The organism is Phyllobacterium sp. LjRoot231 (assembly GCF_964253365.1).
Classification (GTDB): domain Bacteria; phylum Pseudomonadota; class Alphaproteobacteria; order Rhizobiales; family Rhizobiaceae; genus Phyllobacterium.
The window spans coordinates 2,627,435-2,639,858 of the sequence record NZ_CAXUQT020000001.1; the positions used below are offsets into that span (position 1 = coordinate 2,627,435).

The following is a 12,424-nucleotide window of genomic DNA, read 5'->3' on the forward strand; positions in this document are numbered from 1 at the left end:
CAGATGGAACGCACAGATCTACGACCTCATTATCCCGTCATTGTCGTTGGCGGCGGCCAAGCCGGGCTTTCCGCCAGTGTGCATCTATCGCGCGAAGGCATTGACCATGTGATCTTCGAAAAACATACGATCGCTCACACGTGGAAAACGCAACGCTGGGATGCCTTCTGTCTGGTGACGCCGAATTGGCAATGTCAGCTTCCCGATTTTCCCTATCCAGGAGATGAGCCACACGGTTTCATGGTGAAGCACGATATCGTCGCCTACGTGGAGGAGTTCGCGAGGAAGATTTCTGCTCCTGTGTGGGAAGGTGTCGCCGTTTCGCGCGTTTCGCGGGGTGATGATGTATTCAGGGTAGAAAGCAGCGTTGGCGACGTCACCGCCAACGCCGTGATCCTGGCTGTCAGCGCATATCATACACCCAACATCCCACGGATCGCCGAACGGCTTCCGGATAGCTTGACGCAAATCCATTCTTCGCAGTACCGCAACGACAAACAGTTGCCGGAAGGTGCCGCAATGGTGGTTGGCTCAGGTCAATCGGGGTGCCAGATTGCCGAAGATCTTCATTTGTCCGGGCGTCAGGTGCATCTGGTCACCGGAAGTGCCCCGCGTTGTCCTCGCTTTTACCGTGGCCGGGATGCGGTCGATTGGCTCGCGGACCTTGGCCAGTACGACCTTCCGGTCGAGGACCATCCGCTTAAAGAAAAAGTTCGAAAGAATGCCAACCACTATCTGACGGGTCGCGATGGCGGTCGCGATATCGATCTGCGCCAGTTCGCGAAGGATGGAATGAAACTATACGGCCGGCTGACGGAGATTTCGAATGACGGCATGCACTTCAACGACGATCTTGTCCGCAACCTCGATTCGGCCGACGCGGTCTACAATGGAATCTGCGGGCTGATTGATCGACACATTGAAAACGAAGGCATTAACGCACCTCCAGGCAAACATTACGAGCCTGTATGGCAGCTGGATCAGCATCTACAGCTCCTCGATCCCGTGGCCGAAGGCATTACGAGTATCGTCTGGAGTACTGGTTTTCGTTCGGACTGGTCATTCGTGGAGCTCCCGATCTTCGATGGAACTGGCTATCCGGCACATCGTCGCGGCGTCACGAGCATGAAAGGCGTATATGTGCTTGGCATGCCTTGGCTTTGGACATGGGGATCCGGTCGTTTCCTTGGCGTGGGTAAAGATGCGGAATACGTAGTCGCCAATTTGGCTAACAGTCTTGAGACACCGATGCGGCGTGCTGAGGCACGAGCCGAGATTCGAGTGTGATGAACATCCGTCTGGATTCATCGCTTGAGTTCCGATGGGAACAAACGGAGCTTGACCGGGCCTTGTCGCCAAACGTCCTCATGGGCATGCCACATCTCACGCCTTTTGGCCTGTCTGAAAGCTGGCTGCTTAAGGAGCTTGGTCACCGTCATTGGTTGCTGGTGGCACGTGCCGCAAACATGGAAGATGCCGACTTTCGCGACCGCGGGGGCAGGGAGGTTTATGCCGCGATATCGGCGCTTTCCATGAAGGGCGTAAAGCTGCTGAGGATAAAGGCCAACTCTGTGCTGACGATTTCTTCGAGTGTTCGGCGGATTTCCCGCACCCAGTGCTGGAGTCGCCACGATTTGGAAGCGAACGGAACGCCAGCCGGCTCAGTGGAAATGATCTCGACGTTTGTTGTTCGGGCTCGTGAGGGTGACAATCATTCGATCGCGCGTGTCTCGATCGACGGTTTGCCGGAAATCGACCAGCGAGGTTTTCCCCAGGTTGCAGCTGCATTAAGAAGCAAAACCGCTGCTGTTCATTTCGGTTTCCACTTAGATCAAACCGAAGTGCGCGCACGGAAAACATTTGAACCCGATGTAGTTCGGGATTTTAATGGCGCGGGGCTCCTTTACTTTTCAAACTTCCCAGCCATAGCCGACGGCATTATCAGACAAGAACTCGGATTCTACCCAGCACAATTGGAAAGTTTCGATCGTGACGTCTTTTATGCAGGAAATTTGAATGCCGGGGACATTGTCGATGTGGAGCTTGTGAGTGCCAAACTGGCCGGGAGGGATTTCGGTTCCTACGTGCGTATTCTGCGGCACAACGGAGCGCAGATCGCGAGCATATACCTCCGCGGAAGAACCTGCGGTTAAAGATTGTTGAAGCCTCCAGTCGAACGACGACGTCCTTGATTTCTGCATCGGACGTGTCTTGCGGTCCAGTCTCCGCAGCCGAATGAACTGCGTCCGCTTATTCAGGAATGTACTCCTTCCTGTTCGCGTGCTCGGTAGAGGGCATCGATAGCCGTCTGAATGTCCACCAGATTCTTCAGCGGTCCAGGGTTTGCACCGTTCTGTGCTATCTGTAGGATTTCCTGGCGACGCGAGGAAATCAATTCCTATATCGCCGCATCGATTTCCTTGACGTGCTGTGCTGCCATAAGCCTTGGCATGACTGAGCAGCAAGTGATGTAGGCATTCGATGGCCGTTACGATGCCAGGATTCAGAAGGACTTTATGGGCGGTGCCCGCAGCGGGGTGAATGGCACTTCTTCGCTCTTCATCAACGGAACAAGATATGACGGGAACCGGGATGTCCTCAGCCTCCCTCCGTCGCACCGCGTATGTTCTATATTTGTTCCGTTATCCAAAAGAGTCAAGATGCGCCTCAAATAGCACGTTCGTGCTGAAATTGAGGTAGAGCCGCGGATGACTGCGCCTCTCCATGTTTAGCTCCTCGTTTGCTGATGGCTGCGTGTGTAGTACAATAATTTCAGCCGTCGGAAGATTTTGACGGGCGATCAAGAGGTGGCTGCGTCGTGCTTCGGTCACCTGTGTCATCGCGGTGAATCCAGTGGGAAGCGACAATGGCCATATTTATGGACCGCCATGATCTCCAGGGAGCTACTGCGGCCGAGATCGCAGAAGCGCATCGCAAGGATCTGGAAATTCAGGACCGCTATGGCGTGAAGTTCCTGACATACTGGTTTGATGAGCAGCGCGGCACAACTTTCTGCCTTATTGATGCGCCGGACGAAAGCACCGTGCAGTGCGTGCATCGGGAGGCGCATGGACATGTCCCGGGAGAAATCGTGGAAGTCGCTCTATCGGCGGTGGAGGCATTCCTCGGCCGAATTCAGGATCCGGATCCGCCACCCGGCCGCTTATCTGCAGGAGTGGATTCAGGACATCGAGCGATCATGTTCACCGACATCGTGGGGTCAACAGAGATGACCGAGCGTCTTGGCGATCGCAGAGCTACCGAGCTGGTTCGGGCTCATGATGCCATCGTGCGCAGGTGCCTGAAACATTCAGGCGGGCGCGAAATAAAGCACACTGGCGACGGTATCATGGCCTCCTTTGCATCCACACCTGAGGCCATTGGCTGCGCTACTGTGATCCAGCAGCAGTTTCTGCGGTTCAATAACGGCAACTCAGAGCCAATTCATATTCGGATCGGCCTTGATTGCGGGGAACCGGTTGAGGACAGCAACGATCTTTTCGGCTCTACGGTTCAACTTGCTGCCCGCTTATGCTCAGCCGCCTCGGCTGACCAGATTTTCGTTTCCGAAAATATACGCCGCGAATGCGGACACCAGGATATCTTTGAAATGACCGAGCCACTGAGCCTAAAGGGCTTTACCAGCCCTATCACCGCATTCGCATGCGTTTGGAAAAATCGCGCGTAGAGTCCCTATTTCTTTGGCTCGTTTCTTGCGTCCAAGAATGGATCGCGACGCCGAGCGATGGCGACTGGTAACTGCGGCGTTGCCGCACCATGGGTGCTCGCAGGGATGCGGATTGTTCCTCGTGAACTTTTCTTCGAACCTCCGAATCTGAGCACGAACCAGTTGAGCTCCGGATGGCACCGGAGCTCACTTGCAGATCAGGTTATGCTCTGTCCGCCGTCAACAACGATCTCTTGGCCGTTTACATACGAGGCTCTATCGGAAAGCAGGAACAAAGCGACCTGAGCCATTTCGACGGGCTCGGCAAGCCGACCAAGCGGAACTTAACGGTGAAGGAAGGTATTGGCTTCTTCGGGGGTACGGCCTGCGGCAATTCGTTGGAGGGAACCGGCCTGACCTTTCACCGATCCAGACGCAGGATTTCGCCCTGATCGAGCCGTTAAGGCATTGCATTCGGTCGGGATGCTCCGCGTAGCATCAAACTACCTCTCCTCACCAGTTGAGACGACTTTCATGAAACATGCACTCATCGCTGGCGTTACCGGAATCGTGGGCGGCCATCTCGCGGAACATCTCCTCGACGTGGGAGGATGGACGGTTTCTGGCCTGTCACGATCCGCATCCCGTTTGAATGGCGTGAATTCGCTAAGTGCGGACCTGAATGATCCTTCCAGTCTCAAGTCCGTTCTGACGGATCTGCAACCCACGCATGTCTTCATCACCACATGGTCGCGGCAGGCGACCGAAGTCGAGAATATCCGTGTTAACGGCGGCATGGTCCGCAACCTTCTGAAGGCGGTCGAGGGCCAAGGCGTGGAGCACACCGCTTTGGTCACAGGAACCAAGCACTATCTTGGACCATTCGAGGCTTACGCCAAGTCAAAGCCTGAAACTCCCTTCCGTGAGGATCAGCCGCGGCTTCCTTTCGACAATTTCTACTACGTTCAGGAAGATGAGGTTTTCGCGGCGGCAAAGCGGGATGGTTTCACTTGGTCCGTGCACCGGCCTCATACCCTGATTGGATATGCAGTAGGGAATGTCATGAACATGGCGGCCACCCTCGCTGTGTACGCTTCGATCTGCAAGGAGACAGGTCGTCCATTTGTCTTTCCAGGTTCACCACAGCAATGGGAAGCGGCCATAGATGTGACAGACGGTCGAATTCTTGCGAAGCATCTGCTTTGGGCGAGCACGAATCCTCAAGCCAAGAATCTCGCTCTTAATGTGGTCAACGGCGAGATTTTCCGATGGAATTGGCTGTGGCCGCGATTGGCTGCCTACTTCGGTATCGAGGCAGCACCCTATCCGGGTAAGTCAGGGCCATTGGAGACAAGCATGGCCGATACAGCACCGATCTGGGATGGCATTGTTGCCAAATACGCCCTTGAGCCAAATCATCTTTCCAAGGTTGCATCCTTCTGGCATACGGACGCTGATCTCGGCCGCGAAGTCGAGACTTTCAATGACATGACGCTGAGCCGGAAGCTCGGCTTCCTCGAATATCAGGATACGGTTGCGTCCTTCACCGACGCCTTCGATCGGTTGCGTGCGGATCGCATTATCCCCTGATCATAACGAAAAAGGAGGCAAGTCGACATTGACTACTCCCACAGGCTTGGGTCTCGGTCTCTGACGACTGCTCATGGCGCAAGCCGGACGTGCGGACGCCGGTTCCCGCTCGTCTGCGCCGACGAAGTTAAGGAAATTGTGGTCACCATAGCCGCCGTTGTCATGAATATCGAGGTGGTTGGGCGCATGATCCGTAAACGGAATGCCGCCAGATGGATCATACTCGTAAAAGTATCCCTCGGCGTATGCAGTCAACGGTAGGCTCGACAGCCCTATCACAGTGATAAAAACCAATGGTTTGATAGACATATCACATCTCCTGGACGAAGTTGTTGCGCGGCGCTTGGCGAAGTATTCCGGTAATGGCAGCACATTTCATCCTGACCTCGACCCAGTCGTGAAGGCTCACCACCTCATGGGGAAATCACTTTGCACCAAATATCGGGCACGATCGTGCGCCTTGCCGGAAATGGGTACGCAAATCACGGTCTGCAATTCAGTTTGTTGTGACCATGGTGTGAAGCGTACGGCCCCGAGGATCGCGTGGCCAAGCGACACCGTCTAATTGCCTTCAATGCCGGATTGATCCAGTGGTTGGGTTTGTCCGGGTTGGCCCTGAGGTTCATCCCGCGATAAAAAGGCCAGTGCCGCCAATAGTGCGAACATCGCGACCAACACGGGGAGTATAACGGATTGCTGCGTCATAGAGCACCTCCGGTATAGTTGGAGATAGAGACTGGCAATTTCTTTATAGCATTTTGATGTCTTTCCGATTCTTCACCAATCGAAAAAATATTTGTCCTTTCCCATTCTGCAATTGTTCGTTCTCCGATCGTCGGCGTGTGCCGCACGAAGTGAGGCGTTAAACGATGCCAAGAAGGATAAATACGATGCTACCGCGCTCAATCCATCATGGAACCCTCCAACATCATCATATGCGGCAGGGTTCACTGCCACTGCCCTACAAAAAAGCCACTAAATCCAGACGTGCGCGCGCTTCCGACATCATCCTCGGTATGACGCTGTTGATGCTGTCCGCCTGGCTTGCCGCATACGCGATTGGTCACATCGTCACAGCGATCGGTTGACCGGCTCAGCTGCACTATGCCACGAAAGTGGCGCAGGAGCGCAAGAGCGTGAAAACTTGCTGACGTTCCGCCACCCTGCAATTGGAACCGGCCTAACTCGGTTAAAGGCAACTTGACCTCGCGGGCGAGTGCATCGGAAACGACAATTTCCTGGTCGAGCCGCTTGGCGAGGTCCAAAAGCCCACTCGCACCGCGGGACCGATGAAGTAAAATTCAACCGTCGCGCCGCGTCGACATTGCCGTACGTTGCTCATCGCCACGGCAAGGTCCGGTAGTGGCGGCGCGAAGTCGACACTAATGAATGTCCGGAAGTGGCGCGAAGCGGACAATTGTGATTGGCCGCTTCTGGCCGACGCAGCCATTTGCTATGCGGCCCTTGGCCATGGAGCGCCTCGGTGCAACCATGGACGAAGGCCAGTGAACCGCGCGCCGCTAAAGCGGAAGGGTTGATGGAGCCATGTAGCAACTAAGGTTCGGTGTGTTGATACCAGTGTATGATTTAAAACACCCGCATTTTCGCACACTATGGTCCCTGCGAAGCAGCCTACAACAGTGGCAACCCGCTTAAACAGGGGTTCAACCGATGACGATAGAAATGTTCTTTTCCGCAGGCGCGTCCGTTGCGATGTCCTATTTCCTTTGCTTTGTTTTCACGGAGCAGCGCTCATGCCTCCGCAGGATTGGGGCGCGGCTCGACCGGGCTCGTCTCAACTATCCATTGCATTACGGCAAGCTAAGGATGGCTCCACCGACATCGCACCTATTCGACCCGCGAGCTTGCAATAGACGAGGGTAGGTCGATGAAATTTGGACATTCGATAGCTATCGAGTTGCGCGAATGGACTAACGGGTGCAAGACATCCGAACAATTCCAAGACATCCTGAGTCGCTTTGAGTTTGCTGTGCCAGTCAGATTATCGGCTAACACTCAAATCTAAGGTCGTTCAATGTATATCGAAGTCCGAGACGCGAACTTTCTGGTCCATCAGAAATTGCATCTGATCGCGAGTACTGAAATTCGTTTCAATCCTGACCCTGAACGACAAAGGATTATCGGTCACCGCGTCAGATGTTTCAAGGGCAAGCTCGTATCGGGCGAGTTGATCGAATTAACAGTCGCACCAAGACTAGAACTGGACTCGGAACTGAGGATTTTTACCGAGAAATCGGCAAAGTTTCATGCTGAAATCTGGGTCACAGATGGCAGTGTGCGCGCAGATGTTAAAGTGAACCACAACTCTCCCACGCTAGTAACAATCGACGACGAATTAATGGCCGTCCTGGTCGAGCTGCATCATACTGCTGTTGTGGCGAATAGGCTCCCATTTTCCTTTGACGGCAGCCATGTCTCGAGGGACGAGGTCAGCTTTTTGCGTCAAAGCAGACTTTGGTGACGGTTGTTACCGAATTCTGGGAATTGAATTGAAATGAACAACGGGCGCATTTTGGCAATATGAGCTGCCCATTTCCACCAGTGACAATTGAATCGCGCCGCTTAGGCAAGCCCAAGAATATTTGCTCAGTTACCGAAGCTGCCGAGTTTTTGTTGATGAAATGGCCCGTACACGAAGGCCAAAAATTGAAGGCAGCACGCCAGCGGTGCTTTGATGCCTTGGACGGAAAAGCATCTGCCGCCGATGCTCGCTCTGCATTTATCGAAGCTGCCAAGGAAGCTCATATTTTCGTCGATTATGTGAAGAAGGGCAAATAGTTCGAGGTCAGACCCATTCGAACCGGATTGCCATCACTTCTCTGGCAATCCAATCCTGGCGAGATCGGCAAGTTCATAGGCAAATGTGCATCTGACCTCGAACTCCGCGTCTCTGCCGTCGGGTCCTTCTGTGCGGACGAAGAAGCGACCCTCCCGCCGGGAGAACGTCGCCACCATGCCAAAATCAAAAACATTGCTCATGCAGCAGCAATGTCCGGTGTTGGGCGCATAGCAGACACACCAGCCACCAGAAAATCCGTGCCGACTTATCCACCCCATAAACACTTGAGAGATAATGCTTCCAGTCGAAAAACTGGAGGCCCAAAAATGGTTCCCTTTGAAATCGCGTTCTACATCACCGTTTTCCTGACCGTAGCCAGCGGGCTAGCAGCAACATGTATTGTCGTTTTTGGAGATACGCGCAGGAACCCTGGCCAGCGAGCTGTCGCCGAGAAGTTTGCGGAGATTGCCGCGTTTGGAGCTGTGACGCTGGCTTCGTTACTTGCTGTTTCGTTGTAAACGGCGTCTAGCTGTCTTTTAAGCAATGTGGAGTTCCAAAATGGCCCACCTAAATGCTTTTGGTTTCGACCTCTCGGATGAAGCCGCCAGAGCCACCTTGCCGCTCCGCTATCCGGCCTATTGGCAGGTCACCCAATATGGCAGGGCAATCGGATACCACCATTATGCTTTGGACAGAAGTTTTTGGGTAGCGCGCCTTCGGCAAAAAAATGGAAATTATCGACAACGCCGAGTAAGTGCCGTGAAAGAAGGCGAATGTGAAATTGGCTTGAACTTTGATGAAGCGCTGCTGAAGGCTGAGGAGTGGTTCTCACACAAGCGCAATTACTTGGAGTGTATAGACCCAATTCCAATCGGAAGTAGGGAGGAACTTATCTTTTGTCCTGCCGGGCAGATTTTCACCCTTGGACATGCATTGCGCGACTATGTCGAGTGGAAGCGCATAGCTGCAGCGCGATCGCACTTTCTGACGCTTATTTCTCTAATCAACTTCCACTTGGTTCCGAGAGTTGCGTCCATCGGTGCGGAGCAGTTTAACGGGGAACTTGTAAGACATTTTGTGCGCGACGTGCTCGAGACGCCACCCCGTTACGGCAACAAACCATTAAAGCCTAAACGCCCGATCAGCGAGATGACGGAGGACCAATTACGAAAAAGGAAAAAGACGGTCAATACACTACTGGGGATACTTCGGGTCGCCGTTCAAATGGCATGGGAGAATGGTAAAATCGACTCTGATCGCGTATGGCGCTGTATACGTCGATTGCCCGTTGTTGATCGTCCTCGCATTCTGCACCTAACTCGCTCTGAATGTCATGAACTGCTTGGCCATTGCGGTAAGCACCTGTACAGCATTGTGCTCGCCGCGCTCTACACAGGCTGCCGGGTGACCGAACTGCTACGCATGACGGCAGGCGACATGGGACGAGATGGACCGCGAGTGTACGTCACTCCCGTCAAATGTTACCGGGAACGATTTGTTTTTCTGCCGGACGAAGGGATGGATTTTTTCCGAGATCTTGCGGCGGGCAAAGCGGCGAGCGATTTATTATTTGTGAACTCCCGCGGGCGTTCCTTTTTCAACTACAAGGAGCTGTTTAGAAAGGCGGTCGCTTTAGCGGGCCTGCCAAAGGGCTTCTGCTTTCATAGCTTACGCCACACCTACGCCAGCCAGCTCATTGCGGACGGCGCTCCTTTAATCGTCGTTTCAGAGCAGCTAGGACATAGCGACTGCAATACCGTTATAAGAACATACGGTCATTTGGCACCACAGTTGAGGCAGTCCGAGGTGAATTTGCGCTTTGCAAGTCTTTTACCCTCAGCGGCGACTAGCGCCTGTTCTCACACACCGGGGCCACCTACTCTGACTAATGGCGGATGACCAATCGACCGCGATGAATGGAACGCTCATTGGTGTGATCCCGCAGATGTTTCTCGTTCTCGAAATGAGTTGGCCTTCCAGCGCCGCCAAAACCTCTTAAGCTGGACTGGGGTAATCGTGGTTATAGTATCGATTGGCTGTCAGACCATTCCTACGCCTAGATGATCGCGATCAGCACCCGCACCAGAAGCCGGAGTCTTAAGGGGTGTAGTAGAAGGCAACATACGCAATACCAACAATGAACATTGCAAGCCCCACCCACGGCGCGGCATAAAGGATTTTGCTGAACATCAGGCGCGTGCTCCCTAGATGATCGCAAGGCCGCATGGGGCCTCTGTGGGGAGGAAAAGAGAGGCGTTTGCGTCTCCACCTCTCAATTAGGCCGACCGCTTAATCGGGGGATGATTTGGTCAAGGTTGGTACCTCGCGGTCAGTACAGAGAGAATACACCCGTTCCGGGTTGCGGTATGTGTGGCAAAATGGTCAACCACCGTTTCTCCTTATGGTGTCGTGGCCTTCTGGGTGCAGACCGCGCTGTCTTCGAAAAGGCACCATCCGTAGTGGTTGTCGATAATGCTGTTCACGCAGAAAAATATAACGCCGAGAAGAATGGTGTAACTGAGGAGCAGCGGAATGACCTCGCTCCATTTGCCTCGCGCTCTTCCGGCTTCGAGGTCCCGGACATACTCCTGCACGTTGTAATGGACAAACCAAGCGATCACGGCAAGCATCAGGCTGAGCTTGATTAGAGCACCGAAGTCGGTTCGCGGTCTGGGGTACTCCCAGACCTGTGTCGCTGCGCCAAGGCAGACGAGAGCCAGACCCGCAAAGATGACTGCAGACTGGTAGACGTGAACTTCCATCCATCGCCAGAACCTAACTTGACGCGTGTGTGTTCTCTCGACTTCGTTGTGCTCCATGAACATTCTGAAATAGCCCCCGAATTATCCGGACAGTCCCTCACACTTAATTAAGTGGTAGGAGTATTGTTAGGAATATGACCAGTCGCATGCCCCATATTGAGATTTTGAACGGACCGGAACGGCGCCGTCGTTGGACGACAGCCGAGAAGCTGGAAATGGTTCAGGAAACCTACGAGCCTGGCGCTACGGTCAGTCTCGTTGCCCGTCGCCGGGGTGTTGCGCCCAATCAGCTGTTTGGCTGGCGCAAGCTGGCAGCTCAGGGTGCCTTGATGGCAACGGGATCGGAAGAAGAAGTTGTGCCAGCTTCGCAATACCGCGCCCTTCAGAACCAGGTCCGTGAACTTCAGCGGCTTCTAGGCAAGAAAACCATGGAAACGGAAATCCTCAAGGATGCCCTTGAGGTCGCCACGGATTCAAAAAAACAGACATTGCGGTCCTTGTCGTGGCCGAAGGACGGCACCCGATGAACCCCATCTGCGATATCTTGAATGTTTCCCGCTCTAATATTGCCGAACGCTCATCCGGCAGACCGGCCATGCGGCGCGGCCGTCCGCCACAACCCGATGCTGATTTGGTCGAAGAGATCAAAGCCATTATTAGTGCCATGCCGACATACGGCTATCGCCGTGTTCATGCAGTTTTGCGCCGAAATGCCAAGGCGGAAAACCGTTCATGGCCCAATCACAAGCGGGTTCACCGGGTGATGAAGGTTCATGGCCTCTTGCTTCAGCGCCATACCGGCAATCACGAAAGCCGCAAGCATGACGGCCGTGTCAGCGTTGACCAATCCAATCTGCGGTGGTGTTCCGACGGCTTCGAGATCGGATGCGACAATGGCGAAAAAGTCCGTGTCGCCTTCGCTCTCGATTGCTGCGATCGGGAAGTGATCGGCCATGTCGCAACCACAGAAGGGATCAAGAGCGAAGACGTGCAGGACCTCGCCATCCTTGCTGTCGAAAGCCGCTTCGGCCAGGTCAATACATTGCCGCACTCCATTGAATGGCTGACGGACAATGGCTCCTGTTTCATTGCCAAAGACACCAAATCCCTGCTCAAGGACATTGGCATGGAAGCACGAACCACTCCGGTCAGAAGCCCGGAATCGAACGGCATGGCCGAAGCCCTCGTCAAAACCTTCAAGCGCGACTACGCCGACGTTAATCCAGCGCCAGACGCAAAAACCGTCATTAAATCCTTGCCTTTGTGGTTCGAGCACTACAATGCTCTTCACCCGCACAAAGCTCTCGGATATCGTTCACCCCGAGAGTTCATCGCTGACCAAATCAACCCGTGAAACTGTCCGATCTTTCGGGGGCATCTACACATTCCCCGCCTAGATTGTTATTCCTTGATCGGTCGGAAGTCCACGTGAGGTGTGGTAGGGTATTTCAGGAGAACTGAGATGCCCCATCAAGGGATGATCGCGTCTTTCAGGGTGCTGATTGACATGCACTTGGACCACATACGGCGCGAATTACGAAACCGCCTACGGACTGAAGCTGAACGGAAGCAAGCCTACGGACTGAAGCTGAACGGAAGCAATTC

General features: G+C 53.9%; 12 protein-coding genes and 1 pseudogene. 10 read left to right on the forward strand and 3 right to left on the reverse strand.

Translation table 11 applies throughout. The features are described from left to right. Window positions 1-3 precede the first annotated feature (3 nt). The 3 genes from ACSQ3H_RS12960 to ACSQ3H_RS12970 all read left to right on the forward strand — a co-directional run bounded on the left by ACSQ3H_RS12960 (window position 4) and on the right by ACSQ3H_RS12970 (window position 3,688). Entirely contained in the window at window positions 4-1,287 is a 1,284-nt protein-coding gene (locus tag ACSQ3H_RS12960) for an MSMEG_0569 family flavin-dependent oxidoreductase (RefSeq protein ID WP_436117439.1), read from the forward strand. Beyond that, window positions 1,287-2,153 (forward strand): Pnap_2097 family protein, encoded by an 867-nt coding sequence (locus ACSQ3H_RS12965; protein ID WP_436117440.1) that lies wholly within the window; start codon window positions 1,287-1,289, stop codon window positions 2,151-2,153. The genes ACSQ3H_RS12960 and ACSQ3H_RS12965 overlap by 1 nt, the downstream gene beginning before the upstream one ends. Before the next feature lie 713 nt (window positions 2,154-2,866). Then, window positions 2,867-3,688 carry a nickel-binding protein gene (locus ACSQ3H_RS12970; RefSeq protein WP_436117441.1) on the forward strand — a complete coding sequence of 274 codons (822 nt, stop codon included), beginning with the start codon at window positions 2,867-2,869 and terminating at the stop codon, window positions 3,686-3,688. Window positions 3,689-3,885: 197 nt separating this feature from the next. Here the strand turns inward: ACSQ3H_RS12970 and ACSQ3H_RS12975 are convergent. Then, window positions 3,886-3,996: pseudogene (locus ACSQ3H_RS12975) on the reverse strand (SDR family oxidoreductase); the annotation flags it as partial. Window positions 3,997-4,201: 205 nt separating this feature from the next. On the opposite strand from ACSQ3H_RS12975, the gene ACSQ3H_RS12980 reads away from it, so the two are divergent. After that, window positions 4,202-5,257, forward strand: coding sequence for an SDR family oxidoreductase (locus ACSQ3H_RS12980; RefSeq protein ID WP_436117442.1), 1,056 nt, complete (start codon window positions 4,202-4,204; stop codon window positions 5,255-5,257). On the opposite strand, the gene ACSQ3H_RS12985 is transcribed toward ACSQ3H_RS12980, so the two are convergent. Continuing rightward, window positions 5,258-5,566, reverse strand: coding sequence for a hypothetical protein (locus ACSQ3H_RS12985; RefSeq protein ID WP_436117443.1), 309 nt, complete (start codon window positions 5,564-5,566; stop codon window positions 5,258-5,260). Window positions 5,567-6,147: 581 nt separating this feature from the next. On the opposite strand from ACSQ3H_RS12985, the gene ACSQ3H_RS12990 reads away from it, so the two are divergent. The 5 genes from ACSQ3H_RS12990 (at window position 6,148) to ACSQ3H_RS13010 (ending at window position 9,956) form a co-directional block, all read left to right on the forward strand. Further along, window positions 6,148-6,345 (forward strand): hypothetical protein, encoded by a 198-nt coding sequence (locus tag ACSQ3H_RS12990; protein ID WP_436117444.1) that lies wholly within the window; start codon window positions 6,148-6,150, stop codon window positions 6,343-6,345. Window positions 6,346-7,292: 947 nt separating this feature from the next. Then, window positions 7,293-7,739: a hypothetical protein gene (locus tag ACSQ3H_RS12995; RefSeq protein ID WP_436117445.1), complete on the forward strand. Its 447-nt coding sequence runs from the start codon at window positions 7,293-7,295 to the stop codon at window positions 7,737-7,739. Between the two features lie 80 nt (window positions 7,740-7,819). After that, window positions 7,820-8,056 (forward strand): DUF982 domain-containing protein, encoded by a 237-nt coding sequence (locus ACSQ3H_RS13000; RefSeq protein WP_436117446.1) that lies wholly within the window; start codon window positions 7,820-7,822, stop codon window positions 8,054-8,056. A gap of 27 nt (window positions 8,057-8,083) precedes the next feature. Beyond that, window positions 8,084-8,575, forward strand: coding sequence for a hypothetical protein (locus ACSQ3H_RS13005; RefSeq protein WP_436119553.1), 492 nt, complete (start codon window positions 8,084-8,086; stop codon window positions 8,573-8,575). A 40-nt stretch (window positions 8,576-8,615) separates the two neighbouring features. After that, window positions 8,616-9,956, forward strand: a complete 1,341-nt coding sequence (locus ACSQ3H_RS13010) for a tyrosine-type recombinase/integrase (protein WP_436117447.1) — start codon at window positions 8,616-8,618, stop codon at window positions 9,954-9,956. 500 nt (window positions 9,957-10,456) lie between these two features. Here the strand turns inward: ACSQ3H_RS13010 and ACSQ3H_RS13015 are convergent, their stop codons facing one another. Further along, the gene (locus ACSQ3H_RS13015; RefSeq protein ID WP_436117448.1) at window positions 10,457-10,819 is read right to left on the reverse strand and encodes a hypothetical protein; all 363 of its coding nucleotides are present in this window, start codon (window positions 10,817-10,819) and stop codon (window positions 10,457-10,459) included. Between the two features lie 134 nt (window positions 10,820-10,953). Between ACSQ3H_RS13015 and ACSQ3H_RS13020 the strand changes: the two genes are divergently transcribed. Continuing rightward, window positions 10,954-12,173, forward strand: a protein-coding gene (locus ACSQ3H_RS13020; RefSeq protein ID WP_436115654.1) for an IS3 family transposase whose coding sequence is annotated in 2 segments (ribosomal slippage) — window positions 10,954-11,293 and window positions 11,293-12,173 — 1,221 coding nt in all. Because the reading frame shifts where the segments join, the coding sequence is not laid out codon by codon here. The last annotated feature ends 251 nt before the right edge of the window (window positions 12,174-12,424 follow it).

Coding starts and splice junctions, on each gene's coding strand:
- ACSQ3H_RS12990 (WP_436117444.1), top strand. CDS start 6,148: ATGCTACCGCGCTCAATCCATCATGGAACCCTCCAACATCATCATATG.
- ACSQ3H_RS12965 (WP_436117440.1), top strand. CDS start 1,287: ATGAACATCCGTCTGGATTCATCGCTTGAGTTCCGATGGGAACAAACG.
- ACSQ3H_RS12970 (WP_436117441.1), top strand. CDS start 2,867: ATGGCCATATTTATGGACCGCCATGATCTCCAGGGAGCTACTGCGGCC.
- ACSQ3H_RS13010 (WP_436117447.1), top strand. CDS start 8,616: ATGGCCCACCTAAATGCTTTTGGTTTCGACCTCTCGGATGAAGCCGCC.
- ACSQ3H_RS12960 (WP_436117439.1), top strand. CDS start 4: ATGGAACGCACAGATCTACGACCTCATTATCCCGTCATTGTCGTTGGC.
- ACSQ3H_RS12985 (WP_436117443.1), bottom strand. CDS start 5,566: ATGTCTATCAAACCATTGGTTTTTATCACTGTGATAGGGCTGTCGAGC.
- ACSQ3H_RS13015 (WP_436117448.1), bottom strand. CDS start 10,819: ATGGAAGTTCACGTCTACCAGTCTGCAGTCATCTTTGCGGGTCTGGCT.
- ACSQ3H_RS12980 (WP_436117442.1), top strand. CDS start 4,202: ATGAAACATGCACTCATCGCTGGCGTTACCGGAATCGTGGGCGGCCAT.
- ACSQ3H_RS12995 (WP_436117445.1), top strand. CDS start 7,293: ATGTATATCGAAGTCCGAGACGCGAACTTTCTGGTCCATCAGAAATTG.